We start from the raw sequence: 26,260 nt of genomic DNA, 5'->3' as shown, positions 1-26,260 counted from the left end.
TCAGATTCAAGGGAACGTTACCGCCGAAGAGTTCGTTTCCTAGATTGACACCGGAACCGGCGGCGGGGCTTCGCAAGTTAAGGGAGATTGCCATGAAGGTCGGCAACTGCATGACGAGGAATGTACAGGTCGCGAATCCCGAACAGTCGATCCGCGAAGTGGCTGAGAACATGGGCAGGCTCGACGCTGGAGTGATGCCCGTTGGCGACCACGACCGGCTGGTCGGAATGATCACCGATCGGGATATCGCGATCCGCGGCGTAGCATTGGGTAAGGGACCTGACACGAAGGTGCGTGAGGTCATGAGCCCGGAGGTCAAATATTGCTTCGATGACGAAGACGTCGAGCATGTGCTTGAAAACATGGGCGACCTGCAGGTACGTCGGCTCCCGGTTCTGAACCGCGACAAGAGGCTCGTCGGCATCATCTCGCTTGGCGATCTCGCGACGAATGGCGAAGCGGCAGAAGCGGGCGAAGCTTTAAGCGACATCTCGAAGCCGGGCGGCGAGCATTCCCAGACTGCTCACTGACTAACGCCGCGACATGTCGGCGCTAGGTCATCACTTGTTTCGCGGTGCGTCGGCTAACGCCGGCGCCCCGCCGGAGCCTTCTGCATTGCGATGTTCTTCGGCAAAGGTTCAGGAGCATCCATGACAACGATCCGAAGCACCGTGTCCTTCAGCGCCGAAAAAAGCGCGACAGGGCGAAATCATCGTGCAGGCGCGGACGCGTCAGATCACGCGCCGAGACGTTCACCCGGATGTCGTGTCGTGATAAGCTGTTCTTGCGACGGGACCGCGCGACACCGAGGCGGGCATCTCGCGGCCGGGCAGCCCTTAGTCGCAGACGATGAGCTTGAGCACCTGATGTTCTCGAACGATTGCAAGCGTCCTGCCAGACCCTGTTGCGAAGGTGGGGCCTGTTGCGAAGGTGGGGCCTGTTGCCAAGGTGGGACCTCTTGCGAAGGTCGGGCCTCTCGGAGTGGACGGATTTGGGTTGGTCGCTGAACCTCGGGACGATCGCCGGCACCACCGTGCGCGTTCACTTTACCTTCCTGCTTCTGCTCGTCTGGATCTGGCTGACGCACTATCAGATCGGCGGCACGCCAGCGGCCTGGCAAGGCGTTGCCTTCATCATTGCGGTTTTTGCCTGCGTGGTCCTGCATGAGTTCGGCCACATCGCCGCTGCGCGGTATTTCGGCATCAACACGCCAGACATTACGCTTTTCCCGATCGGCGGCGTCGCCAGGCTCGAACGCATGCCCGAAGAGCCGGGGCAGGAGTTCGTGATCGCGGTCGCGGGGCCGCTGGTCAATGTCGCGATCGCCGCACTGATCTTCGTCCTGCTCGGCGGGTCGGCGGGCGTCGAACAGATGGCCGGGATCGAGGATCCGCGTATGAGTTTTCTCGCCAGGCTTGCCGGGGTCAACGTCTTCCTGGTCATCTTCAATATGATCCCAGCCTTCCCGATGGATGGTGGCCGTATCCTGCGCGCCGCACTCGCCGCCCGCCTGTCGTGGTCGCGCGCGACCCAGATCGCAGCCACGATCGGGCAAGGATTGGCCTTCGTTTTCGGTTTCGTTGGGCTGTTCTACAATCCGCTGCTGATCTTCATCGGCATCTTCGTCTATCTCGCCGCGGCAGCGGAAGCGCAAAACGCACAGATCCGGGAGGTAGCCACAAGCGTCCTTGTCGCGGATGTGATGATCACCGAGTTCGCCCGGCTGGAACGGTCGGCGACGCTCGACCAGGCAATCGAGATGCTGCTCGCGACGACGCAGCACGAATTCCCTGTCGTCGACTCCGCTGGCCATCTTGAAGGATTGGTGACACGCAACGACATGATCCGGACATTGAAGGAAAAGGGACCCGCCGCACCGGTCGCGAGCGCAATGCGGCACGATATCCCGAAAATACATTACCGCAAAAGTCTCGAGGAAAGCCTGCGGCTGATGCAGCAGGCAGATGTGCCTGCTGTAGCCGTCGTCGACAGTTCCGACCGGCTGGTCGGGCTCATGACACACGAAACCATAGGCGAGATGCTCATGATCCGCTCGGCCGTGTCGGATGCCTTCCGATTTGGTCGTTTGCGTGGGGCCAAGCCACGATTCACACGGATCTGAGCACAAGTGTTCTTTTCACCGCCGGATCGGGTGAGTGCGCTCTAAATCGTAGCGGAGCGATAAGCAGAAATCGGCCGGAACGAAGGTCGTCCCGGCCCTTTTTTCTGTGCCTCAAGCGCCCCCGACATGAGGCAGAAGTTCAAGCGCACCGCGATAGATCATGTCGCCAGCGACGTAGAGGATCACCACCAGGCCGACATAGGCAATCCAACGGTGCTTCTGAAGCAGATTGGCAATGAGGTTTGCAGCGATGCCCATCAGCGCTACGGAGAGGACAAGGCCGAAGATCAGCACGTTCGGATGTTCGCGCGCAGCACCGGCTACCGCCAGAACATTGTCGAGTGACATGGAGACGTCGGCGATGATGATCTGCCAGGTTGCCTGGGCCAGGGTCTTGCGCGGAGCCTTGCCAGCTACGACGCCATCGTAGTCGACGTCGCTTTCCGAAAGCGCTTCGATCGCCTGTGCTTCCTGCGCATGGTTTTGCCGGAGTTCGCGCCACATCTTCCAGCAGACCCACAACAGCAAAAGACCGCCGGCGAACAGCAGCCCGACGATCTGCAGGAGTTGGGTTGTCGCGGCCGCAAAGCCGATGCGCAGAACGGCCGCTGCGATTATGCCAACGACGATTGCGTTTCTGCGCTGCTCTTTGGGTAGTCCGGCCGCGGCAAGGCCGATAACGATGGCATTGTCGCCGGCCAGCACCAGGTCGATCATGATGACCTGCATGAGAGCGGTCATTGCTTCGGGACTGAAAAAATCTGTCATACGGCACCCTTGCGTTCAGCGAGGGGTGACGCGGCTTGCGAGTATAACCGTAGAGCAACGCGGACACCGCGTATGACAAGAGAAATGCCGCTACAGCTGAAGAAAACTCAAAGCCAGGCCACCCGGATTGGAATTCCAGTCCGACATCGCAGTCCTGATGGACTGCCAGAGGGGCCCGGCCTGGTAGCACCTAGCTATTGCCCCAAGCGCAAAAACTCAAGGCTTAATTGTGATCCGCATATGCGGCATCGAGCTCGGCAAGCTGGTTAAGCCAGGTCGATCGGCCACGACACCATTGAACGAGCCGGCAGCCGCAAGTAGACTGATACAGTTCGGTCAATTTCTCCAACACCCGATCTGCGACCGTCGATGGCGATGAAGGAATTCCGTCTTGGCTGCTCATCGACGATCGATCGGCCAATATCTGTTCCCAATCGGCTCCTTGGGCCTGGCCGCACTCATTCATTTCGGCGCAGCGTCGATCGAGCATTCGCCGCTCTCGATCAAAATCCTGGCGTTGATCGTCGTCGCTATCTTCATCTTCGCGACAGTGTTTGTGGTTTTGCATCATGCAGAAGCCGTCGCACTGCGGCTCGGTGAACCATATGGCACGCTGCTGTTGACATTTTCGGTGACGGCCATCGAAGCATCGGTCATCGTTTCGATGATGCTGCACGGCGAGAACAACCCGACGCTGGCACGCGAATCCGTGTTTTCGACGGTCATGATCGTATGCGCTGGCGTCGTCGGGGTCTGCCTCACCCTGGGCGGGTTGAAGCATCGATATCAGGACATCAAACGACAGGGCACCAACGCCTCGCTTGCCGTCATTATGGCGCTGACAGTTCTTACGCTGATCCTTCCAAACTACACGCTTGCAACAAGCCCCGGTACGTTCTCCGCCTCGCAGCTCGCTTTCGTGAGCGTTCTTTCAATCCTCCTCTATGGTGCCTTCGTCTTTGCCCAGATGGTGCGCCATCGGGGCGATTTTATCGAAGACCTGACCTCCAGCGCGGAACATGACAAGCAAGTATCTGAGGGTGGGAGAGTGACCACCAATGTGCTCCTCTTATTTGTCGGACTGGCAGGGATCGTTCTTCTGACCGAGCAGGTGGCCGGCAGCATCGAGAATGGGCTCGAGTTTCTTCATATTATCCAGGCGGACGCCATCGTGGGCTTCTTCGTCGCTGCGCTTGTGCTTATGCCGGAGGCGGTATCAGCGGTTCGGGCAGCGCTCAATAACGAGCTTCAGCGAGGGCTGAATGTCGCCCTCGGCTCGGCCTGCGCCACAATCGGCCTGACAATCCCGGCGATCGGTGCGGCGAGCCTGCTCACCGGACGAAGCCTGACTCTTGGTCTGGGTCCGGGGGATACCGTGCTTCTCCTCCTCGCGCTTGCCATCAGCATCGTGAGCTTTGGGACGGGCCGAACAACGATGCTGACGGGGCTCGTTCATCTCGTCGTGTTTGTCGCCTATCTGTTCCTTATCTTCGTGCCGTAGGTGATCGCCCGCCGTCTTCGGCCATCGCTGCGTTCTGTCGATTTGCGGCGCACATGCCTAGCCTGCAATTACTGGACCTTCGAGCGTAGGCGATCCGTCACGAACTCCATCAACACCACGATGGCGAAGATCACGAGAATGATGGTCGAGGCATTCCTGTATTGGAAAAGATCGAACGCGACCTTCAGCTCCTGGCCGATGCCACCGGCTCCAACGAGGCCGAGAACAACTGATGAGCGCACTGCCTTTTCAAGCGCGAAGAGCGTGGTGTTTATCAGGGACGGCATGGCGTCAGGCAGTACTGCCCCGCACAGAACAGAGAATCGTCCGGCGCCGATTGCAAACAGCGCTTCCTGAGGTCTTTCGTCGGCATCCTCCATCGCCTCGGCGAAGAAGCGCCCGCAAAAGCCGATCGTATCGACGACGATGGTCATGGTGCCGGCAACCGCCCCGAGACCAACGGCTGACACGAAAAGTAGTGCCCAGACCAAATCTGGAACAGTCCTGAACAACGAGACCAGCATCCTGGAGATATGCCGGAACGGGCCGATCGGGGTTATGTCCTTGGCCGAGAGCCAGGCAAACGGCAAGCTGAGGACGACACCTATTGCTGTCCCCACGAGCGCTATCTGAAACGTTTCGACCATGCGCCAGAAAACCCTCAGGAGGAACCCTGGCTCGACATTTGGGGGTATCATGCGGCCGACGAGATGGACCATTCGGGGCACCCCGCCTGCCAGTTGTTCCGGCGAAGGTGCGACCTGCCCGGCGGAAACGATCACGAGAGCGGCCAAAGCGACGGCAAAGCTGAAAGTGACGGGCGAGATCGATGGAATCCGGCTCGGCGAAAGGCGGTCATGCATCGAAGACGTCTTTCAGGTCAGCGCGGGTCACCTGCGCCGTCGGTCGGTCGAAGAAGACCTTGCCCGCCTTGAGCGCTATCAAGCGGTCGGAGTAGTCGAGAGCATGCTCCATGTCGTGCGTGGTGTAGACCAAGGTGATCGCCTGTTCCTGGGTCATCTCGGAGAAGACGCGCATAACATCATGTCCAGCCGCCGGGTCGAGACTTGCCGCCGGTTCGTCTGCTATCAAAAGCTTCGGACGCCGGATCAACGCACGGGCAATCGCCACCCGCTGCGCCTGCCCTCCAGAAAGCGCGTCGGCGCGGGCGCCCGCCTTGCCGAGAAGCCGCACTTCGGCGAGGGCCTGCATTGCTTCCTCGCGCCAGTGTTGCTTTGCGATGGAATGGTGCCAGCCGCGCCAGCCGCCGGGCAGCCCGAGCTTGCCCTGCAAAACGTTTGTAAGAACCGATTGGCGGCTGACCAGTCCGTGGTGCTGGAAGACAAATCCGATCTGCCTGCGTATGCGCCGCAGCTGGGCGACGGACGGCGCCGAGCGGAAGCTCTCGCCGAGGGTGACGACCTCGCCACCGCTCGACGGTAGAAGACCGATGAGGCATTTGAGCAGGGTGGATTTTCCAGCACCGTTCGAGCCAATCAGGGCGACCCGTTCGCGCGATGCTATGGTGAGGCCGATACTGGAGAAAATGACCTTTCCGTTCGCATAGCTCTTCGCAAGATCGTGCGCCCGAATGATGGCTGTCATAGTGACCTCTTGGCCCAGACCGAACTGCGAAACAGACCGGCGGTTAGCCGCCGGCCTTGTCGCTGAAAGGAGCAAGTCGATGAAAAAGGAGCAAGCCTCAGTTTACGAAGTCGGTGAGGGTCTCGATTCCGATCGTGCGGTACATCGAGCGGACATAGTCGTAGTCCGAGTCCCTGACATCGGTCAGGAAGAAACCGCCCTTGAATTTCTGGTTGTCCTCGCCGGTCAAGATTGCTTTCATCAGCTCATTGCCATTCTTCGCAAAGGCATCGCGGATCTTGACGAACACGTCATCTGAAATGTCCTTGCGGGCGACAAGAATGTCGTTCGGCAGATCGCGGCCCCGTGCGATGACCGAGAAGGCAACGCCGGGGAACGCTTCCCGAACCGAGTTCAGATAGCCGAAATTCAAGCCGATAGCGGCGATGTCGCCGCGGATGAGAGCCTCAGCCGCGATGTTGCGCGATATGATTACCGGTTCGTAATCGGTGGCATATTTCAGGTTGAAATCGGCCAGCGCCTGCGCGGGGCCGAGGTGCTGGGAGGTCGAGCCGACCGAGCCGAATGCGACCTTCTTGCCCTTCAAGTCTTCGACCGAGCGGATCGGTCCATTCGCCAGCACGGCGATCTGAGCGAAATAGTCGGGGCGCTGCCAGGCGACAACAATCTTGGGCTGGCTTAATTCCTTCATGACGACGTATTCTGCAGGACCGGTCAGGACAAGATCGACCTGCCCGGAATTCATCGCCTCGACGGCGGTGGTCCGCGAACTGACCGGAAACAGCTCGACATCCAGGCCGGTCGCCTCTTCAAGAGCGGTCTGGAAAGCACCGAATTCCTGCTGAAGAGCCTCCAGTCCCTCCATGTCGGTTACCGCGAATTTCACCGGCTCCGCAAACACTGGAAGAGCGGAGGCAAGCGTCAGGGCGAGTGCGGTTGCGATGCTGCGGATCATCGTTTTTTCCTTTGCTGTATAGACAGGAAACTGTTACCCGCTAATCCGTATACGCAGCAGATGACGTGCTCGTGACATTTCGCCGGCGCCACCGGCAGCCTTTGCTTTTTTGAGGGATACAGTGAACTGGCACATCCAGGGTGGTCGCATCCTTACCGAACGGGGACTTGAAACCGCGGACCTGAGCGTCACCGGCGGGATCGTGTCAGAGCTGCGGGCGGCCCATGCCTCCACGATCGATGCCGATGGTCTGCTCGTGCTTCCGGGGATCGTCGATATTCACGGCGACGGCTTCGAGCGCCAGATCATGCCGCGGCCCGGTGTCCGCTTCGACACCGCGCTGGCGCTGAAAGATACGGACCGCCAGCTTGTCGCCAATGGCGTAACCACGGCCTTTCACGGCGTCACGGTGTCGTGGGAGCCTGGACTTCGCTCGCTCGACGCTGCCAAACAGCTGATCGGCGCGGTCTGCGATCTCCGCGATAGCTTTGGCTGCGATACGCGTCTGCATCTGCGCTGGGAGACCTTCGCGCTTGATCAGATGGCGCAGGTCGCACGATGGCTCTCGCTTTCGCCACGGCCGATCATCGCCGTCAACGATCATACGACGGGGTCGGTGCTGAACGGCACGATTGCCCGCAAGATCGGTCAGATGGCGGAGCGGTCTGGCTTGAGCCGCGAGCAATACATGACGTTGCTCGGCCAGATCTGGTCCCGCCGCGCCGAGGTTGAGATCGCGATCGGGAAGCTGGCCGCAACTGCGCGGGCCAATGGCAATGTGCTTCTTGCCCATGACGAAGCGTCTCCCGAGGAACGCATCTATTTTCGCGCCCTCGGCGCAAAGGCCTCGGAATTTCCGCTGACGCTCGAAACAGCCAAGGCCGCGCGGCAAATGGGCGAGGACGTGATCCTCGGCGCGCCCAACGTCGTGCGCGGCGGCAGCCATAATGGAGCGCTGAATGCCACCGAGGCCGTCAGGGCCGGACTTTGCACGGTGCTGACCAGCGATTACCACTACCCTTCGCCTCTGCATGCGGCCTTCAGACTGTCTTCGCCAGACGCCGGCGACTTCCCCTCGATCTGGAATCTGGTTTCGGCAAACCCGGCCCGGGTGGCCGGCCTCGACGATCGCGGCTCGCTTGTTGCCGGCCGCCGGGCGGATCTGATCCTGGTCGATGCTGGCGATCCAGAGCATCCGCGTGTGGTGGCCACCATGGTCCATGGACAAATTGTCTATAGCTCCGGGCTCTCCCGCACAGACCGACGGTCTGCACGGCGGTCGCGGGTGGATAAGGTTTCATGACCTTGGACACGAAAATATCAACACCACACGAGCGCAATGGCAATCGCCTTCTGGCCTTTGACGGGCTGGTCTTTCGGCCACGCAGCGATACGCCGATCTGGCAGCAGATCTACGATCACATCTTCGATCTGATCGAGAGCGGCAGTCTTGCGCCGGGCAGCCAGCTTCCCGGAGAAACGCATCTGGCACAGAAACTCGCGGTCACCCGCATTACGCTTCGCCGGGCGCTGCAGCAGTTACAGCATGAGGGCCACCTCACCGCCCGCAAGGGCGTCGGTATCTTCGTGCGAAACCTGCCCTCGACATTCACTGTTCGCGACGGACAGCGCTTTCTCGACAATTTCGAAGCCCACGGCCAGGAAATCGGCACCAATACGCTGCTGATCGTCCGGGAACCGGCCGAACCGGCCGTGGCCGAGCGGTTGCGTCTCGCACCTGACACCACCATTATCCGGCTGTGCCGGATCAGAACGTCGGACAAGCAGCCGGTTTACGTCAATACCAAGTTCTTTCCGGCGCATCTCTTCCCCGACTTCGAGCAGAGATACGATGTGCGTCAGTCGGTGACCGATGTTTTCCGCGCGCATGGCATCGACAACTACCGGCGGGCCGAGACGCGCATCAGTGGCGGCTTTGCATCCCCCGATGAAGCGGAGATCCTGCGGCTGACGCCCGGAACGCCAGTATTCCGCATCAATGCTGTCAACGAGGACCGCAACGGCGTACCAATCGAATGGACCCGCGGCTGCTGGCCGCTGACATCCGTCGAATTCGTCTTCTGATTATGGCGCATGTCAACACGACCAGTTGAGGACGTCAGTCGGGCCATTGGGTCGACCCTTAGACAGACGCCACAAGGCGGTTGAGAAAAGGCCGCTGGCCGACCAGCAGCTTTTCCCGGGCCGTTTCGAGGCCGAACCACCCTGCGCGATCGATCTCTGGAAAGGTTTGCATGCGGCCGCTGCGCGGCGGCCATTCCATCTCGAACATGTTGCTGCGCAAGGTGCCGGCATCGAAATCGCCTTCGGCCCCAAAGGCTGTAACAAGCTTGCCGCCGCGCTGGCGCAGTTCCCCTAGCGGAATCAGTGCTGCCTCAAGCTCCCAGCCAGTTTCCTCGACAAATTCGCGGCGCGCCGCAGCTTCCGGCTGTTCGTCATCACCATACTCGCCCTTTGCAATCGACCATGCGCCAATATCCCGGCTTTGCCAGAACGGCCCGCCAGGATGGACAAGCAGCACCTGCAGTTCACCGGTTGATCTGCGGTAAGGCAGGACGCCTGCACTTCTTTTCGCCATCGCCTCATATGCCTCCGCCATCCAGCCTATCATTGCAGGCAGGCTGAACGGGGCATGTTCCGTTTGTCGAAAGACTGCCCTGCCCTGCGTCGATGCGACCGGCTACTGACGCCAGGTCAAATCTCGCTCGTTGCTTGGCCAACCCAGGGATTGACAACATTCAGCCCCGCAGCCTCGAAAGGGCTGGTGTCGCGTGTTGCGATCATGAAGCCCCGTGCAGCGGCTGTGGCGGCGATATAGCCATCAGCCTTGCCGATTGCCTTGCCGGCCGCTTTGGTGTTCGCCGCCAGTTCGGCATAGGCTTGCGAAGCGTCAAGATCGAAGGGCAACACGCGCCCCCTGAACAGCGGCAACACGCCCCGCTCCATGCGCTCGTGCAAGGTTTCGCGGCGCTTGCCGGCAGGCAGCGCTGCGATACCGAAACGCAACTCGGCTACAGTGATGGCCGATAGATAGAGCGTTTCGATAGCCTGCGCGTCGATCCACGCCACGACACCCGGGTCGGGCGCGAGCTTCCACGGCTCGGAAATCACGTTTGTGTCGATGAGGATCATTCAAACTTCATCGGCTCGGCTGGGGTCTTGTCGCGGAGTTGCTGTATTGCGCGCACGTCTTCATCCGCAAGTCCGGCCTCGCGGCCGATGGCGGCCAGGAGCGAGCCGAGCTTGACACGGCCCTCGGGCCGCGCCGCCTTCTCCAGGATGTCGCGGATTTCTGCTTCTGCGCTACGCCCGTGCATGGCTGCGCGCACCCGTAAGGCGCGGTGCACTTCGTCGGGCACGTTGCGGACTGTGATGGATGGCATTACTTGCAAGCCCTCAAGATGATTGATATGCTTGCATTCTACGCAAGTGCAACAATAGGCGCAACCCTGACCGGAGAACATCTGGTCCCGATCCCCATCTACTCATGCGAGTTGAACGGGAGTGGTGCGCCTGAATGGCAAATGCCGTTGGGCTCGAGACGATCTCAAATGATACTGGCCGCCGCCGCAAGTCGCTCATTCGGGTCGCATTCGACTTCCATGAGCGGTGGTAGTGACGGAACTCCATCCACGCTGGCCATCAGCTCCAGATAGCGCTGAGCCGACGCGGCCCACTGAAATCGCGCCGCCCTGGCGCGACCGCGTGCGATCGAGTTGGTTCTGAGGCCTTCTTCGTGGACCAGGCGCATGAAACAATCGAACCATGCATTCTCATCGCAAGGTGATGCGTACAAGACCGCATCGCCGCCGATTTCGGGCAGGCTGGCACGGTCCGACATGACCACCGGACATCCCAGTGCCATGGCTTCGAGGGGCGGCAGCCCGAAACCCTCGACCAAGGAGGGGAACGCGAGGCATAGGCAATCGCGCAGAAGCGCGCCGAGTTCCGCGTCCGACCTTCTTCCCAGCCAAATGACGTTTTGCGATTTCTGGTCGCCGCTGCTGGCGAAAACGCGGGACGTTGAAGCGCCGACAACAACAATCTGCAGCCCCGCCGCGGCAAGACGCTCGTGCATGCCGATTATCAAGCCGACATTTTTGTGCGGGATAGAACTGCCAAGCACGACGATCGTACCAGGGCCGGCCACTGCCAGTGTTTGTTGCGAGTGGCAAGGAGCCCATCGCAACGCATGTTCATGCCCATTGCCTACAATTTCGACCTTTGCCGCCGGGCACACGCCATAGCGCGCCAGTTCACCCGCAGAGTATTTCGACACCGTCGTAATCTTATGCGCGGCCCGGCCCAAGGCAGGAACCAAGGTGCGGTAGAGAAGCCGAAATGGAAATGAATAGCTCTGCGGGCATGCCCGTGTATTGACGTCGTGAATGCATAACACTTGTCGACGAACCGTCACAGGGCCCGTATTGCAGAGGCTAAGCAGCCCACCGCGAAGACAGGCCGGAAGCACAGCCTGTTCCCATAAATGCCCGCCAAAGCTGCCGACAGTCCGGACACGGATCGCTGCCAAGGGCAAATTGTCAAGCGCCCCCGGCGGGACCAGCAACTCGACCGTCAGATCCCGTGTCAAGGCAGCCTGGCCAACGATCAAGGCGTCCAGCGCCGAAACGATCTCGCGTGCGTAGCGCTGAACTCCGGTGGTCGGCTGCGCGAGAAAGCGGCCGTTGATTGTCCAATGTCGTGTCATCACAGGGTTTTTGATCACCAGCGCCATGCCTCAGTTCCACGACTTTGGACGACCAGGACAGCGGGGTCATCCTGGCCTTTGGGACGCACCCGGTCGTTTGCTTCAGAGGCTTCCCGGCAGCTCTCATCCGAATGGCGAGGCCAATCATGGGCGTTTACGCCAAATGTGTGAGGTTCTGCGTGGCGCGGTTTTGATAGACTGCGTTGGGCAGTGCGGCAGATCTCGATTGTCGTGCTCGGATGAACGTCAGGCGAGTTCAGCGAGTGGAGTGATGCCGCATGATGTCTGGCGCAAAACAGGCAAGTTCGCGCTGATGCAGCGGCCGACCAATCCATCGCAACCAGGTTCCGTTGGACGGGCCGTCGCCGCGACCAGACGTTTGTGGACAACCCTGGCATGCCTGCTGGGCATGACAGCTTCGTGCGCAGCGGATCTGCTCTGGGGGGTGAATGGCCATCCCTTTACCGCCTATCCCGGGATATCGATCGAACAGCAACTCGATTATGTCCGCGACCTCGGCATGAAGTCGTATCGCGTCAACATTTCCAGCCTCGACAGCGCCACCAAACTTGCCGAACTGGTCAAGGCGGGCAAGGAGCGCGGAGTCGAGATCCTGCCGGTAATCACGCCCGGCCTCGACCTGGACAATGGGACCGTCGATGACCTCTATGCGCAAGCCTACCATCTCGCGTCGACACTGGTATCCCGCTTCAAGGACGACATCCGCGTTTGGGAGCTTGGCAACGAGATGGAGAATTATGCCATCTTGATGCCCTGCGAGATGCGGGAAGGCGGAATACAATACAATTGCTCCTGGGGGCCTGCCGGCGGCACCGAGACAACCCATTACTTCAGCCCGCGCTGGTCTAAGGTGAGCGCGGTGCTGCGCGGTCTGTCGGATGCAACCGTCGCGGTGGATCCGACCATAAGAAAAGCAATGGGAACGGCCGGCTGGGGTCACCGCGGAGCGTTCACCCGCATGCTGCAGGACGGCATCAGATGGGATATATCGGTCTGGCATCTTTACGGGGGCGACCCCGAGGAAGCATTCAAGTTCCTGGCCACTCTCGGTCGTCCAATCTGGCTGACCGAATTCAACTACCCTGGGGGCAGCCAGGGGGGAGAAAATCAGCAGGCGGACGGTCTGGTGCAGACGATGACTATGCTGCGCCGATATCAATCTCCATATGGATTGGAAGCAGCCCATATCTACGAACTGCTCGATGAGCCGTACTGGGCGCCAAGCTACGAAGCCTTTATGGGCCTCGTGCACCTGAAGAAGCGCGGCGATGGGCTATGGGCGCCGAGCGGGCGAAAGCCGGCATATGATGCCGTAAAGAAGGCCATTGCGAACGGCAATGCAGGCTCGAGTTCGTCGACGGTCGCGAGGGAGAGCCCGCCGCCTGCGGGCCAGGTGTCGGTGCCCAGCGTTCCCGTGACCGACACATTTCAGCCCTGTTCGCTTGATGCGTTCGACACGTCTGCCCTCCCGGCCAACCAGATTGCATATGCTTACTGCGTTATCTTGCATCGCATGCCGTCTCCAGCCGAGCAGTGGCGCGAGGTCGTCGCGATGAAGAAGGATCCATCCATATTTCCGATACTGACAAAGCTGTTGCTTTCGGTCGAATTCAGGACCGACAATCAGCCAGTTGGTCTTGGAAATGCGCAATATATCGCCATTCTCTATCGGACATTGCTGGGACGGGAGCCAGACGGCCATGGGCTTTCTGATTACGTGTCGAAACTGGACAGCGGCGAGGCGAGTGGAGAACGGATCGTGGCGGAATTGATCCATTCACATGAGTTCCGCTCCAGACACAAGGTTCTGTTTCCGAACGAGCCTCAATAGTTCAATGAACATCACTGGCCGCAAGATTGTCGTTGGGGTGTCCTGGACAGCGGTCGAAACATGATGCTGGCAGTTCGCCATAAGCACCATCTTTGCGCATTGTCCTGTGGCCCGAGCGGTGCCCCGGCCGCCTTTTTCGCGACTACCGGAACGGGCAACGCCAATTGCGAGGATCATGAGTGCGGATCTCCGGGATGGCGGATTCTGCCCATATCAAGAACATATTCGGGTTCGATGCGCCCCGTCAGGACATGAAGCATGGCAAGGATGTTGCCGCGCAGCCTTCCGCGGCGGTCGATGTAAGACTCTGGCCGCACGCTGCGCACAAGGTTGGCGGCGACATTGCGCGCCATGAGCGGCAGAGCGAATGTAGCGGGCATGGTTCCCTTCTTGATCAGATAAACCGGATTGACGATCTGCGAATATCCGAACCGCTCGCCGCTCACGCGCCCGGTCTTGATGCCAAGATGGATGCCGCGGATCGTATTCACCGCGACGACGCGGCCGCATGACCTCAACTGGCTGCTGAAATCTATGTCCTCCTGCCAGCCGTAGAGTACCAGGCGCTCGTCGAAGCGCAGCTTGCCAATCCTGGCGGCCCGGATGGACATGTTGCAACCATAGGCGCCGAGATGATCGACGACCTCGGGCTGTGGCGGCGGCTCCTGCTCCGACTGGTGGAGAGCCAGCATGGCGTCGTGCCAATCCAATCCCGCGTTGACGGCGCCGTCCTTGACCACTCTGCCCATGACCACAGCCCAGTCGTCATGCTCTTCGAAAGCTCTCGTGACGCGCTCGAGATAGTCGTCGGCCGGCACGAAATCGTCGTCGAAGAAGGTGACGACATCGAAACGTCCGCTTGTGTGATCGAGCGCGCTGTTGCGTTGCACGCATGACCCTTTCTTCCCGAAGACAAGGGAAACCGGAAAGCAACTTGTCTCGGGAAGCTCGACATGCGTGGCATCGGGCGCGGAAACGACGACTTCGTCAGGTGGTTGAGTCTGGCGCTGCAGATGCGATAGCAATCGGCAAAGTTGGCTGCCGCGGCCAAGGGTTGCAATGATCACGACGAGCTTCATGCGCAATCCTGCTAGAGGCGACAAGGGCGATTTCGCTGCGACGGTAAGCCCTGGGATGGGGGCAGACAGCCTGTTAAAAAGGGGGGCTGCGGGGCTAATCCGGCGCTACCGCCTGCCTCGATAGGTGTAGCAACCCCATCTTCGGATCGCATGCCTCTCCTTTGGGCTTAGCGGCCGCGCAGGTTCACGGCCTTCCACGATTGGTGCCCGAATCTTCCCAGGGTGAACGCCTCACGCGGCCGGACAGGTGGCACGACCAATTTCATTTCAATGTCGCGGGCATGACTCTGCTCCGTCAGCAGCGCGAGGCAGTGCGGACCTCGGATTAACGCCAAGGGATAAGCTCATACTTCGAAGGTGCAGAGGTTCGCACTGTCTCCCGGATGCTAGGTTGAATGTGGATCACGCGACATGGTGCACTTTATGGGACAGCGAAATTTCGGAAGATCTGCGCCCGTGGCCGCCAGGGCGGCCGGGACAATCGGCACCGATCCGTTTCCATTCGAGAGGTATGGCAAGAGCTCGTTTCCGGCGGTTCCCGCTGAGGACGGGGGGCCCTGCGGTGGCCGCACCAGGCGCTGGACCATAAATGGGGATTTCGTCGCGCTGCCTCCAAACGGCGTTGCCCGCTATGCGCGCGAGGTCACCCTTGCGCTCGACGCTCTCCTGGACGAGGGCCATCCGTTGGCGCAGGGACTTGAACTTGATCTGGCAGTCCCGCGTCGGGAGCAATTGCCGCTGCAGGCGATTGGCATTCGGGTCGTCCCCGAATTCAACAAACCGCGCCTTCCGCAGTTCTGGGTGCAGATGCAACTGCCACGCCACGTTGAGGGCGGGTTGCTCAGCTTCTGCAATCTGGCGCCGGTGGCGCTGACACGGCAAATCGCATGCATCCACGACCTGCATACCAGGCTGATGCCGGAGAGTTATGGGCGCGGGTTCCGATGGGCCCACCGTTTCATTCTTCCGCTCCTTGGCCGACGGGCTGCACATATAACCACCGTCTCGCAGCTTTCGCGGCAGCATCTCATCAAATACGGCATCGCACCGCAGGAGAAGATCACCGTCACATATAACGGCAGCGACCATGCAGAACGATGGGATGCCGATCGATCGAAGCTGCAAATCCGGCCCGACCGCCCCTATGTGCTATGCCTGGGGCGTGATCAAAAATACAAGAACGCCGAATTGCTGGTCCGGCTTGCTCCGCTGCTTGACGCGTTGGGCTTGGACCTGTGGATGGCGGGCGAAATCGACGAAGCGCAGATTTCCCGGTTTGCGCAGCCGAAGCCAGGCAATCTCCGGCTCCTCGGACGGATCAGCGATGATGACTTCAAGAAAGCTCTGTCGGGTGCATTGTGCTTTCTTTTTCCGTCCAGGATCGAGGGTTTCGGGTTGCCTGCCGTCGAAGCCATGAGGATCGGATGCCCGGTCGTGGCCTCGACATCGCCTTGCCTCCCCGAGGTCTGCCAGGACGCAGCGCTCTATGCCGATCCGGATGATCTGGCACATTGGGCCAGAGCGGTACTCGACATCCAGCGATATCCGGATTTGCGCCAACGTTTGATCGAGGCAGGCCATAAAAGATCCCTCAGCTATTCCTGGCGCTCCATCGCTGAAATCTACCTCGAGCTGATGCTGCAGGTGGACGCAATGGCTCTGCGCTGATCAAGGTCCGCTGAGCCTATCGAACGACTCGAACCGGAGGCCGTCGATCGGGGGCGGCATGCCGGTCGCGTCAAAGGGCGGCCGCCTGGCGGTCTTGACGTTGGCTGCTTCGACCCTGACGTCTTGGCCGGACCCGTCCGCGCAACCTCGAAGGCGAACAAAAGCACCAGCTTTGGCCGGCTACGGCGGTGTTAACGTGAAAGTCTCCGCCAAGGTGGATCCATGTCAGACGAACATGCCGCGCCCGCGATGGGCCAAACCGTGCCCTCGTCTGGCTTCGGGCGACACCGGCGTTCTCACATCAGCCTTCTGCAAACATTTCTCAGTTGCATGGAGAATCGAATTAACGAAAAAAATGATCCGGCCGCACGTTCGAACGCAACGTCCGCCTTCTCGCCGATCCTGAGTCAAGCAATGAAGTCGGAAGCCGGGGAGCCGCGCGTCGCCGATCTCTGCATGGGAAAAAATAGCCCAGTCGACCCGGGACAAGACAATCGTCAACCACCGCTCACGGCTTGGAAAACGAAAACCTTTTTTCGCTCAGCGCCGGGCCTTGAACGACGTGAACACCGAGCCCGTGTCATCTTCCCATTCCCAGTTGACGGCGAGCCCGACCCGCAAAATTTGAAGGGCAGCGTCGTCGGGATAGATGTCGGTGAGGCTTCGCTGCATCACCAGTTCGTCGTCGATCAGGATCGCAAACCGATTTCCGTCGAATGCAACGCGCATGCAAAAGCGTTTTCCCCAAACGACCTTGTCCGCCACATTGGTCCAAACCGCGTCATAAAGTTCCTCAAAGCCGAGCCGCTTGATGAACACCGAAATCGAAGCACCCTGGTGGACATCGTCGAGCCAGGTCGTGACACAAACGTAGTTGTCGCTGTCTTGCCAGAAGACCAGTCCTGCCCGGCTGCGCTGATCTTGTCCTCGGCGCTCCCCAGGAGGCTCGATTGTGACCTCGAGATCGGCGAATCCCGGTAGATCCCATGGCAGCGAATAGAATGTTCGACCCGGGTTCGGTCTGTCCACGCTCGCGCGCACACGGGCGCTGCCCAGCCCGTCGACGTCGATGACCCCGGTGCCCAGTGTTCTCACCCATTGTCCGTCGCCCAGCTCCGACGTGCGGCGATCCAGTTCGCCGGCAATACCGGCAAAGCCGTCGGCGTAGGACAGGCTTGCTCCGAGTTGGTTCCAAGGCGCCTCCAGAGGCGCCATCAATGGGATGGGAACTTCGCAAGGATGAGCCTCGAAATTATGCCAGCGCGGCTCGCTGTCGAAGCTTTTCCATATACCTACCCCTGAAGCGTTTTCAACTGAATCGGCATTGACAGACGATTCGAAGAGGCGAACTCCGTCAAGAAAGCAGCTCAGCTGACCGTTCCAGTCAAGAATCTGGACCGAATGGATAGAACACTTGCGCAAAGCGTGTTCCGTACCGGTCGCGATCGTAATCTCTTTGCCCGATTGCTTGCGCACCAAGGTCCATCCGAGCGTCGACAGTTTCAGCACCCAGAAATTGTCGTTGTCCCGAAACCGACAGACAAGACCACACACATCCGAGATCGCGCCAATTGCCAGCAGTCCGTGGATCAATCCTGAAGGGCGACCAGGATCGACGACGGATAGGTTATCGCCAGCGTCCTGCGAAAAATGCCACCGCCCCCCGATTGCAGCGATTTGCCCCGGCCAGCCTTCGACGAGTGCATCGGCAGCGTGGGCGGTGCCAAACAGCGTCGAAAATTCAGGTATCCGCCCGACTTGAACCGCTTGGACGCGTGTGTCGACCCGAAACCCGATCTGGCCAAGTGCCGACTGATGAACACCCGCAAACAGCTTTTCGTCCTTGTTGAAAGGATCGATCGCGATCGGACGCATCATCGGAAAAGCGGCAAGACCGTGGGCTTTTTGGTCGGCGGCCGCATAATAGACAGCGCCCTGCTCTCGCAACGCCACGACATAATAGACATGAACGTTCTTTAGGCGCCGAAACGCACTCAGGCATTGCTTTCCTACACGAGCCCACAGCTCGCCGTTTTCGCCTTCGGCGGCATGAACGACAAAGCCGCAGCCCTCTTCCACGGGATTAATCGGCGCCTCACTGGGGAACCAACCGACAGCCAGGTTCTCGTCGATGTTCGGTCCCCGGTAGGTTCTGGAGGTGCTAAGCGTCCACCACCAAAAACGGCGAAGGGTGAGCCTCTTTCGCGGCGCACGTATCAGGGAAACCAGACGGCCGGGCCATGGATCAATGCCGGGTCCTCGCAGCCAACGGTAGACTCGCCTGGCGAGGTCATCAGGCAATGGCGATCCCTGCGATGTGTTGTGGCCGTTGGTGATCGAGACCAATAGCACCAGACCAGCCTCTCGCTGAAAGGGACCATAGGAGATCCCTTGCCGGCCCCAACCTGGCCTGACGAGCGGCTGGAAACGAAGTGCGCCGTGATCGATCGCGATCTGGCGTTCGATGTCGCGTCCTCGCCTGACGCCTCCCTTGACTGCCAAGGTGCCAATTACCGCACCGCGGGCGCGTTCATCCTGAAAATCGTCTGCGACAAGAACCTCCGGCCGGGCAACTCCGGACCCAGCCTCTTCAGCAGTTTCTACCCAGTCATGACGGTGCAACAACAAGACCCTCCTCACGTCGTCGTACGAGATTCTTCAAGGCATCGATGTCGTGTCGCAGTCCCGGACAGAAGTCGCGCACTGCCTCGCTTGTCCCGTTGATCAGGCTTGCTGTCCCTGCGTGGAATCCCTGCCATGACGCCGCAAATCCAGTTCTTAAGCGCCCACCGGCTGCGCCAAGACGTGTTCGACCCGCCATTCGCCATTGCCATAGGAGGCTGGCAGCGGTTTCAATGCGTAGCCGGAAGCAGTCAGGAGTTCCGCGATCTTTCGGGCCTTGCGGTCGAGCCCCTCGCGCGTTGCATCGTCGACCTCATAAATCACCTTCGGACGGTGACTCCGCAGCGTCTCCGTCATACCGCCCAGGACGTCGATTTCGGCGCCTTCCACGTCGATCTTGACCAGCGAGGGCGGCCTGAGGCCTCGGTGGGCGATGGCATCGTCGATAGCGACTATGCTGACCTCCAGCCGGCCACTCATGTCCGGCGGTGCTCCCGCCGAGGCAAGCGCGGCGCCGCCGATGTGATGGGCGAGCAGAAGCTGGCCACGGCCGGATGTGGCGCCGGCGGCTTCGGCAAACACCCGTATCGTGTCGAACCCACTGAGCCGTGCACTTTCTGCGACAGCGGCGGCGTTGCGGGGAACAGGTTCGAACGCATAGACTTGGCCGCGCGGCCCGACGCGGCGCGCGGCGATGAGGCTGAAGAAACCTATATTCGCGCCGATGTCGAAAAAGGCGTCCCCAGGCGCCAGGTTTGCCGCGATCGCCTGTTGGATGGGCGGCTCGTAGGTGCCGCGAACAAAGTTGGGGTCGGCGCGCTTCGCCACGAGCTTGAGACCGGCGGCCTCGCCCTTGGCTATGACGCGCGCGTCGCCGAACACGCTGAGGAACCTTGCCGTCAATGTCACGCGCTCTTCCCCATTTTGCGACGCCTCGGGACGGGGCCAGCCCATGCCGCTCGCCGCGAAGGTGACAGATTGTGCGCTCGGGATCGAGCCCGACAACGGTCGCCGGCTCATACTCCCTCCGGCTGATCGCTACTCCGATTGTCGGGCCATATCTCATCTTTGGGGTACCTGCCCGGCCTCCCGGTCCGATGGAACGGTGGCATCGTTGCGCAAGATATGGATCGCGTGGGGAGCATCCCCACCCGATCGAAACGATCTCACGATCGCCGTCGCCGTCGAGGTCGCGTTCGGGCGCCGAGATGGCTCTCGACGCCCTCGTCGACCACCTGCTCGATGAACCGCCCGCCGCCCAAATTGCGCCAGAGCGAAAGGCGCAGGGCGCCGCGGTGCTCGCCCATGACGAGGTCCGGCCGGCCGTCGTCATTCATATCGGCCACCGAAAGACTGTTGAGCGAGCCGCGCGAGGTGATTTCCTGCTGCTCCCAGTTTTGGTTGATGTCGCCGGGATTGCGCCACCAATAGGCCTTTGCGTGGTCGGCCTGCCCGTTTTCTTCACTCACGACGATGTCGGTTTGTCCGTCGCCGTCCAGATCGGCGACCGCCACGCGGTCCGGATAGACTATGTTGGGGACATTGGCGACGTCGCGGCGCCGCCAGTCGGCAGAGCCATCCCCGGATTGCCCCACCATGCGATCTCCTTTGCGGGCCGCAAGGTCGAGCAGGATGTCGCCGTCGATATAGGCGAACGCGATCCCCTCGTCGGAGGCCTCAGGGCAAATGCGGGTTAGCGGCCCCCCCCGCCGCCGTGTCGTGGGGATGGGAAAGTAACACTCCGCACCGCTTGCGACCGCAAGCTCGGCCGCCTTCGACGATCTGCGCCAGTGCATGGCCCTGAGCCCCGAGCTCGTGGCTGCCGGCCTCGCCGATTGCACGTTCCTCAAAGCCCCGCGCTGACGCCTGCTGCGCCTGAAGCCACGCCAGGTTCAGTGTCTCGCCCCGCCTTGCTGGGCGATCACTTCCGCGCGTCAGTCGTCAACATCGATTGCCGCGATCGCATCCACTCCCTCGCCGAGCCGTATCTGTTCCCATTCACCTTGCCAGGGATCGGCCGGCCGGCGATACCAGAACGGACCCGAGGCTCTGTCTTGGATGGAACGGCGGCGCATCCAAAACGGGCCGCAAGTAAAGTCGCAGAGGGATCGAAGCCGCACCGCAGCTTTGGGTCGAACCCGAACAGGTCATGGCCAACCGCCGACTTCCTCCCGAGACGCTTCAGGCCGCCTACGTTCACGCATTAAGCTCGTATCGCGTGAACATCTCGTGCTCGCTCAGCAGCCGATTCAGCAAATCGCCCCCACCTACGTCCGCCAGGATAGGCCAGTCGTCGAGTCCCGTCGGCCGCTCCATCTGGGACCGGTGAGCCGCCAGCGCGTGACGTTTTACATCTATCACGTCGCCGATAAAAGCGTGGGAGTTGAACATCTTAACGCCGCGCAAGCCGGCAAGGGTCCGGACCGTTTGCCGCAATGCGGTGCGATTGAATCCAAGCACTCGATCGTGCAGACGAACCCACGGCCACTGATACCAGTACCAGACGGGATATTCGAACACGGTCACGCGCCGGCCATACAGTTGCAGCGCGCCTCGCGCGCCAAGATTGGTGGCAACATGGTCCGCCGGCGGCTCTTTTGCATGGGTGACGAACACGCTCTGTGGTTGCCAAGCGAAAAGCAACTCAGCGATCGCGTCTGCGATCTTGCCGACATGATGCTTAGCCATGCCGTCGGGAACTCGCAGAAATCTCACCCGATCAGCAGATCCGCCCAACCGGCAAACCGCCTCGATCGCTTCGCCCTCACGGATGATCCGTAGGGCCTGGCCCTCAACCCGATTTGCATGCGACGCCGAGCCGTCGGTGACGAAAATAAACTGGACATCGGCGCCCGAGCTAAGCTTCTTGCTGGCGACCCCTCCACATCCCAGCGTTTCATCATCGGGATGGGGTGCGATGATGACCGCCGATGCCTGCCAGTCTGCTAAGTCGAATGGATGAGACTGGTTACACATCGCTCTATCGAGCATAGCGCCAATCGTATGCCTGACGTCATGCATCGATGGTTCCGATCATCCCTTCTTCGGTGTGGTTCAACCCGACCTGCGCATGGTAGCAAAACACTGTAGGCGATTGGGGTGAGAAAACAATGAAGGTAGGAATTCTTGCTGGCGGACTGGGAACACGGCTGGCGGAAGAAACCGAGATCCGGCCGAAACCAATGGTCGAAATCGGAGCAAAGCCGATCCTTTGGCATATCATGATGCATTATTATGCCTATGGACACCGCGAATTCGCCGTCGCGCTGGGATACAAGGGCGAATACATCAAACGCTGGTTCAGCGACTATGTCGCATTCGATGGCAGCTTGACTGTCAATGCCGCATCGGGAAGCGTCAAGCGCCACTCGAACTCGCTGCCTGACTGGTCCGTCGATCTTGTGGAGACGGGACTGAATACGCTGACGGGCGGCCGCATAAAACGCCTGATCGACTGGATGGGCGACGAGACGTTCATGCTCACCTGGGGCGATGGCGTTTCGGACGTCAACCTTGATAGGCTGATCGCCTTCCACAAATCGCATGGCAAGCTTGCAACGATGACGGCGGTGCGTCCGCCAGCACGCTACGGGCACATCGAATTCGATGGCCATCGCGTCGTCGACTTCACGGAAAAGCCACAGGCCTCAGAGGGGTGGATCAATGGCGCCTTCTTCGTGCTCGAGCCGGGCATAAAGGACTATATCGACGGCGACGATGTCATGTTCGAACACGCGCCAATGCAGCGGCTCGCGACTGACGGCCAACTGATGGCATATCGCCACGAATCCTTCTGGCAATGCATGGACACCATCCGCGAAAAGCATCTCCTTCAAAAATTGTGGGACAGCGGGCAAGCGCCCTGGAAAACATGGGAATCGATCGATGAAAGTTCTGGTTACAGGCCACCTCGGCTACATCGGTTCCGTCCTGACTCCGATGCTGCTTGAACGCGGCCATGACGTCACCGGCCTAGACAGCGACATCTTCCGGTCATGCACTTTCGTAGGGACGTTGGCCGAAGTGCCGACGATCGAGAAAGACATCCGCGACATCGAAATCGACGACGTCGCCGGCTTCGACGCGATCATCCATCTCGCCGGACTGTCAAACGATCCGTTGGGGGACTACCGACCCCTGCTTACCGAGGAAATCAACTGCGGCGCTTCGGTAAGGCTTGCGCAGCTCGCCAAGGCCGCCGGCGTCCAGCGGTTCCTGTATGCCTCCTCTTGCAGCAATTACGGCGCGGCCGGCGACAGCTTTCTAACTGAAGATGCTCCCTTCAACCCGGTTACGCCTTACGGCGCCTCAAAGGCAAATGTGGAGCGAGCGGTCGCGCCGATGGCGGATCGATCGTTCAGCCCGACATTCCTGCGTGCTTCCACTGCCTACGGCCTGTCGCCTCGCATCCGCTTCGATCTGGTGGTCAACAACCTGACCGCCTGGGCCTACACGACCGGCCTGGTCTATCTCAAGAGCGACGGTTCGCCATGGCGTCCGATCGTCCATGTGGAAGACATTGCGCTGGCCTATATCGCGGTACTCGAGGCCGAGCGAGAGCTGGTCCACAACGAGGCATTCAATGTCGGCTTGACCACGGAAAACTATCAGATTCGGGAGATCGCGGAGTTGGTGCAAACGATCGTTCCCGACAGCCGGGTGAAGTTCGCGCCCGACGCCGGGCCAGACAAACGGTGCTATCGCGTCGACTGCACCTATATTGGTCGCCGCCTGCACGGGTTTAAGCCGCAATGGACCGCGCGGCGCGGTATCGAACAGCTCTATCACACATTTCGCGCGGCGGGCCTTGCACTTGGGGATTTCGAGGGCGAGCGGTTCAAGCGCATCGCCCATGTGCAGAAGCTGATCCAAGATGGCGAACTGGATACCGATCTGCGCCGCACGTCGCAGTTAGCGGTAGCGGTTTGAACAAACACAGCCGGGAGCCATGGCCATGATGATTGCTGGTGCAGGCTCTGTAACCGAGCAGGTTTGCCGCTCCTGCGGCGGAAGTCACATCGACACTTTCCTGAAGCTCGGCACGACGCCCCTAGCCGATAGGATTTCCCTCAAGGTCGAGTAGCTCAGCCATTCGGCTTTGTGGAAACATGGACCGGCGTGCCTGGGCGCAGTTTCTGATAGACTGACTTGAGCCGTTCTGCGCGCGCCTCCCACGAATACAGCTCGACGGCACGCTTGCGCCCTTCGCTTCCCATTTCGCTTGCCCGGACCGTATCCTCCAGCATCGTGATCAATGCCTGGGCGAGCTCGCCAGGAGCATCGACTTCGACCAGCATCCCGGTGCTGCCAGCTAGAATGGATTCACACATCCCGCCCACGCGCGTTCCAACCACCGGTATCCCGCAGGCCATGCCCTCCACGACCGATATTCCGAAGCTCTCGCTGAGTGACGGATTCACCACAATGTCGGCCTCATGGTACGTCGCTACGAGGTCCTTGTGGGGCACGTTGCCCACGAAGTGAACTCGATCACGTAACCCGTGGCTCTCGATGCGTTCTTCTAAGTGTTCCCGATATTTGCAATTGCCCCAGCGATCGTAGAAACGGTTCAATGCGGTAACCCGCGGATCCGACGAGAGGCTGGTCAGGAAGTCTACCGAAAGCGGCGATTGCGGCCCTGCGATCCGAAGGTCGACGTCCGCAAACCTGGCCGCAACCTCACTGAAGGCCTCGATCAGTGTGTGAAGCCCCTTCTCTGGCGATACCCGCCCAACGAACAAGATGGCACGTCGGGTTCTGGTGGATGCGGAGGCCCGCTGCTCGCTCGGCCGAAAGTAAGAAACGTCCACGCCATTACCGACAGTGGCAACGACGCCAGGATAGTCCGGGAATGCAGAACGAAAGGTGCTTGCGATGTGGTCGCTGACGGCGACCACCGCATCCACCACCTTGAGCTGACGGGCCACCTGATGGCGGTCACGCTGTGACAGCCACTCACACTGCATCTCAAGCACGAGCCGATGAGATGAGCTGGCTGCCTTCAGTTCCCGGCACCATGCCCAGTAATTCATCAAATGGACGATATCTGGTCGATCGACGGCGAGGTAGCGACGAACCTTGTTACGATATTGCGAGTGGTCATCGGCCTTCCGATCCAGCCGCAGCCAGCGCGCCAGGCGCGGAAACTGGCGGATGATCCGCTGCAACGCGCGGTCACGCCGCGCCGCAGCCCGCCGCACCGCGAACGGCAGGTCCGCGGGCACCGTGTCGTCTCGATAATGCTTGCCATAGAGCGTAATCTGCAGGCCTTCGCCGAGCCGCAGCGCCGTATTGTAGACGATCAGACCGATTGAGTTTTGAACAGGCGGAAAAAGTCTATCGTACGGCTGACCGACGTATACGAGCTTCATGTCACTCCCCACCGTCAGCTCGTTCAGGCGACTCTTCTAAGTGCAGGGCGGTCTTCCGGTCGGGAGAGGTGGTCGGCGAGGCGGCGAATGCCCTCTTCGAGCGGCACCAGGGGACGGTTCAATATAGCCTTCATCTTGTTCGTGTCAGGACAGCGGCGCGTCATGTCGCCCTCCGCAAGGGGCGGTCGGAATTCCAACTTCGATGACGAGCCCAGCACTTCGATGACAAACTCGGCCAGCTGTCGAATGCTCATTTCCACGTCGCTGCCCACGTTGATCACTTCGTTCTCGTGCGCGCGCGTTCGATGAACCGCGATGCAAGCGTCAACCGTGTCGTCGACATAGCAGAAGGTGCGGGTCTGCGAACCGTCCCCGTAAATCGTCAGGGGCTCGCCGCGCTGGGCGGCACGCACAAATCGCGGCAGAACGAAATCCTCGCTCTGACGTGGTCCGTAGGTGTTGAAGAAGCGAAAAATGGTAAATGGCAGTCCAAACTCACGCTGAAAAGTGCGCAGATAGACCTCTCCAAGATTCTTCACCACTGCATACGGCAGACGAGAGTTAAGCGGCGTGGTGCTCTCGTTTTGAGGAATCTCGAAAGGCTCGCCATATACCTCCGATGACGAAGCGAAGTAGACACGCTCGGCGCCGGTGTTCTTGCATAGCCTCAGCACGTTCTCGATACCGGTGATGTCGCGCAGCACGAGCAACGGATTTGCCAAAGTCCGCTGCACACCGACCACGGCTGCGAAGTGGAAGACGTGGGTGAAATGGAAGCGGTAGAACAACGACGAGATGTCGTCGAAATCGTTCGCATCCGCCTTTACTACGGTCAGATTGCCCGCGTCTATTTGTACCTTGTCTCGACTTCCGGTCGACAGGTTGTCAGCGACGACCACCTGGGTCTGAGGTAGCTTGACCAACGCGCGAGTGAGGGCGCTGCCGATATTGCCCGCTCCACCAGTTACCAGGATCGATTGCGTCATAT

At 60.2% G+C, this 26,260-nt stretch carries 24 protein-coding genes; 9 read left to right on the top strand and 15 right to left on the bottom strand.

Features of this window, described 5'->3' with window-relative positions:
* Positions 1-92 precede the first annotated feature (92 nt).
* Together BLT09_RS00980 and BLT09_RS00975 are read left to right on the top strand one after the other, a co-directional pair.
* The gene (locus BLT09_RS00980; protein ID WP_091590057.1) at positions 93-530 is read left to right on the top strand and encodes a CBS domain-containing protein; all 438 of its coding nucleotides are present in this window, start codon (positions 93-95) and stop codon (positions 528-530) included.
* 461 nt (positions 531-991) lie between these two features.
* The gene (locus BLT09_RS00975; protein ID WP_091590055.1) at positions 992-2,122 is read left to right on the top strand and encodes a site-2 protease family protein; all 1,131 of its coding nucleotides are present in this window, start codon (positions 992-994) and stop codon (positions 2,120-2,122) included.
* 111 nt (positions 2,123-2,233) lie between these two features.
* On the opposite strand, the gene BLT09_RS00970 is transcribed toward BLT09_RS00975, so the two are convergent.
* Positions 2,234-2,890: a TerC family protein gene (locus BLT09_RS00970; protein WP_023799561.1), complete on the bottom strand. Its 657-nt coding sequence runs from the start codon at positions 2,888-2,890 to the stop codon at positions 2,234-2,236.
* 391 nt (positions 2,891-3,281) lie between these two features.
* Here BLT09_RS00970 and BLT09_RS00965 point away from each other — a divergent pair, with 391 nt between their 5' ends.
* Entirely contained in the window at positions 3,282-4,391 is a 1,110-nt protein-coding gene (locus BLT09_RS00965) for a calcium:cation antiporter (RefSeq protein WP_091590054.1), read from the top strand.
* Positions 4,392-4,459: 68 nt separating this feature from the next.
* Here the strand turns inward: BLT09_RS00965 and phnE are convergent, their stop codons facing one another.
* From phnE to BLT09_RS00950, 3 genes are all read right to left on the bottom strand, one after another.
* Positions 4,460-5,254 carry a phosphonate ABC transporter, permease protein PhnE gene (phnE, locus tag BLT09_RS00960; RefSeq protein ID WP_091590052.1) on the bottom strand — a complete coding sequence of 265 codons (795 nt, stop codon included), beginning with the start codon at positions 5,252-5,254 and terminating at the stop codon, positions 4,460-4,462.
* On the bottom strand, positions 5,247-5,996 hold the full coding sequence (locus tag BLT09_RS00955) for a phosphonate ABC transporter ATP-binding protein (protein ID WP_091590051.1): 750 nt from the start codon (positions 5,994-5,996) through the stop codon (positions 5,247-5,249). The genes phnE and BLT09_RS00955 overlap by 8 nt, the downstream gene beginning before the upstream one ends.
* A gap of 97 nt (positions 5,997-6,093) precedes the next feature.
* On the bottom strand, positions 6,094-6,951 hold the full coding sequence (locus BLT09_RS00950) for a PhnD/SsuA/transferrin family substrate-binding protein (protein WP_091590049.1): 858 nt from the start codon (positions 6,949-6,951) through the stop codon (positions 6,094-6,096).
* A 121-nt stretch (positions 6,952-7,072) separates the two neighbouring features.
* Between BLT09_RS00950 and BLT09_RS00945 the strand changes: the two genes are divergently transcribed.
* Together BLT09_RS00945 and phnF are read left to right on the top strand one after the other, a co-directional pair.
* Positions 7,073-8,254, top strand: coding sequence for an alpha-D-ribose 1-methylphosphonate 5-triphosphate diphosphatase (locus BLT09_RS00945; protein WP_236473100.1), 1,182 nt, complete (start codon positions 7,073-7,075; stop codon positions 8,252-8,254).
* On the top strand, positions 8,251-9,036 hold the full coding sequence (phnF, locus tag BLT09_RS00940) for a phosphonate metabolism transcriptional regulator PhnF (protein ID WP_091590046.1): 786 nt from the start codon (positions 8,251-8,253) through the stop codon (positions 9,034-9,036). Before BLT09_RS00945 ends, phnF begins: the two co-directional genes overlap by 4 nt.
* Positions 9,037-9,094: 58 nt before the next feature.
* Here the strand turns inward: phnF and BLT09_RS00935 are convergent, their stop codons facing one another.
* The 4 genes from BLT09_RS00935 to BLT09_RS00920 all read right to left on the bottom strand — a co-directional run bounded on the left by BLT09_RS00935 (position 9,095) and on the right by BLT09_RS00920 (position 11,680).
* Positions 9,095-9,550: an NUDIX hydrolase gene (locus BLT09_RS00935; RefSeq protein WP_091590786.1), complete on the bottom strand. Its 456-nt coding sequence runs from the start codon at positions 9,548-9,550 to the stop codon at positions 9,095-9,097.
* A gap of 116 nt (positions 9,551-9,666) precedes the next feature.
* Positions 9,667-10,104, bottom strand: coding sequence for a type II toxin-antitoxin system VapC family toxin (locus BLT09_RS00930; RefSeq protein ID WP_091590044.1), 438 nt, complete (start codon positions 10,102-10,104; stop codon positions 9,667-9,669).
* Positions 10,101-10,355, bottom strand: a complete 255-nt coding sequence (locus BLT09_RS00925) for a FitA-like ribbon-helix-helix domain-containing protein (protein WP_091590043.1) — start codon at positions 10,353-10,355, stop codon at positions 10,101-10,103. The genes BLT09_RS00930 and BLT09_RS00925 overlap by 4 nt, the downstream gene beginning before the upstream one ends.
* A gap of 164 nt (positions 10,356-10,519) precedes the next feature.
* Complete coding sequence (locus BLT09_RS00920; RefSeq protein ID WP_091590784.1) at positions 10,520-11,680, bottom strand: glycosyltransferase family 4 protein; 1,161 nt, start codon at positions 11,678-11,680, stop codon at positions 10,520-10,522.
* 271 nt (positions 11,681-11,951) lie between these two features.
* On the opposite strand from BLT09_RS00920, the gene BLT09_RS00915 reads away from it, so the two are divergent.
* Positions 11,952-13,532 (top strand): DUF4214 domain-containing protein, encoded by a 1,581-nt coding sequence (locus tag BLT09_RS00915; RefSeq protein WP_236473099.1) that lies wholly within the window; start codon positions 11,952-11,954, stop codon positions 13,530-13,532.
* 173 nt (positions 13,533-13,705) lie between these two features.
* Here BLT09_RS00915 and BLT09_RS00910 read toward each other — a convergent pair whose 3' ends face one another.
* Complete coding sequence (locus BLT09_RS00910; protein ID WP_091590041.1) at positions 13,706-14,611, bottom strand: glycosyltransferase family 2 protein; 906 nt, start codon at positions 14,609-14,611, stop codon at positions 13,706-13,708.
* Positions 14,612-15,022: 411 nt separating this feature from the next.
* Here BLT09_RS00910 and BLT09_RS00905 point away from each other — a divergent pair, with 411 nt between their 5' ends.
* Positions 15,023-16,279 (top strand): glycosyltransferase family 4 protein, encoded by a 1,257-nt coding sequence (locus tag BLT09_RS00905; protein ID WP_329608769.1) that lies wholly within the window; start codon positions 15,023-15,025, stop codon positions 16,277-16,279.
* Between the two features lie 540 nt (positions 16,280-16,819).
* On the opposite strand, the gene BLT09_RS00900 is transcribed toward BLT09_RS00905, so the two are convergent.
* From BLT09_RS00900 to BLT09_RS00885, 4 genes are all read right to left on the bottom strand, one after another.
* Positions 16,820-18,904, bottom strand: coding sequence for an oxidoreductase (locus tag BLT09_RS00900; RefSeq protein WP_236473097.1), 2,085 nt, complete (start codon positions 18,902-18,904; stop codon positions 16,820-16,822).
* Positions 18,905-19,057: 153 nt separating this feature from the next.
* On the bottom strand, positions 19,058-19,921 hold the full coding sequence (locus BLT09_RS00895; protein ID WP_236473096.1) for an FkbM family methyltransferase: 864 nt from the start codon (positions 19,919-19,921) through the stop codon (positions 19,058-19,060).
* A gap of 146 nt (positions 19,922-20,067) precedes the next feature.
* Entirely contained in the window at positions 20,068-20,697 is a 630-nt protein-coding gene (locus tag BLT09_RS34770; protein WP_236473095.1) for an FG-GAP repeat domain-containing protein, read from the bottom strand.
* Positions 20,698-21,097: 400 nt separating this feature from the next.
* Positions 21,098-21,922, bottom strand: a complete 825-nt coding sequence (locus BLT09_RS00885; RefSeq protein WP_091590038.1) for a PIG-L deacetylase family protein — start codon at positions 21,920-21,922, stop codon at positions 21,098-21,100.
* 89 nt (positions 21,923-22,011) lie between these two features.
* On the opposite strand from BLT09_RS00885, the gene rfbF reads away from it, so the two are divergent.
* Positions 22,012-22,851 carry a glucose-1-phosphate cytidylyltransferase gene (gene rfbF / locus BLT09_RS00880; RefSeq protein ID WP_036262410.1) on the top strand — a complete coding sequence of 280 codons (840 nt, stop codon included), beginning with the start codon at positions 22,012-22,014 and terminating at the stop codon, positions 22,849-22,851.
* The gene (locus BLT09_RS00875) at positions 22,787-23,830 is read left to right on the top strand and encodes an NAD-dependent epimerase/dehydratase family protein (protein WP_091590036.1); all 1,044 of its coding nucleotides are present in this window, start codon (positions 22,787-22,789) and stop codon (positions 23,828-23,830) included. Before rfbF ends, BLT09_RS00875 begins: the two co-directional genes overlap by 65 nt.
* A gap of 155 nt (positions 23,831-23,985) precedes the next feature.
* On the opposite strand, the gene BLT09_RS00870 is transcribed toward BLT09_RS00875, so the two are convergent.
* Together BLT09_RS00870 and BLT09_RS00865 are read right to left on the bottom strand one after the other, a co-directional pair.
* Positions 23,986-25,272, bottom strand: a complete 1,287-nt coding sequence (locus BLT09_RS00870; RefSeq protein WP_091590035.1) for a glycosyltransferase family 4 protein — start codon at positions 25,270-25,272, stop codon at positions 23,986-23,988.
* A gap of 23 nt (positions 25,273-25,295) precedes the next feature.
* Positions 25,296-26,258, bottom strand: coding sequence for an NAD-dependent epimerase/dehydratase family protein (locus BLT09_RS00865; protein ID WP_027153593.1), 963 nt, complete (start codon positions 26,256-26,258; stop codon positions 25,296-25,298).
* Between the last annotated feature and the right edge of the window lie 2 nt (positions 26,259-26,260).

It is taken from the genome of Mesorhizobium muleiense (assembly GCF_900099905.1).
Classification (GTDB): Bacteria; Pseudomonadota; Alphaproteobacteria; order Rhizobiales; family Rhizobiaceae; genus Mesorhizobium; species Mesorhizobium muleiense.
The sequence above is the reverse complement of the archived record's forward strand: the minus strand, read 5'-3'. Positions and strand labels throughout refer to the sequence as shown.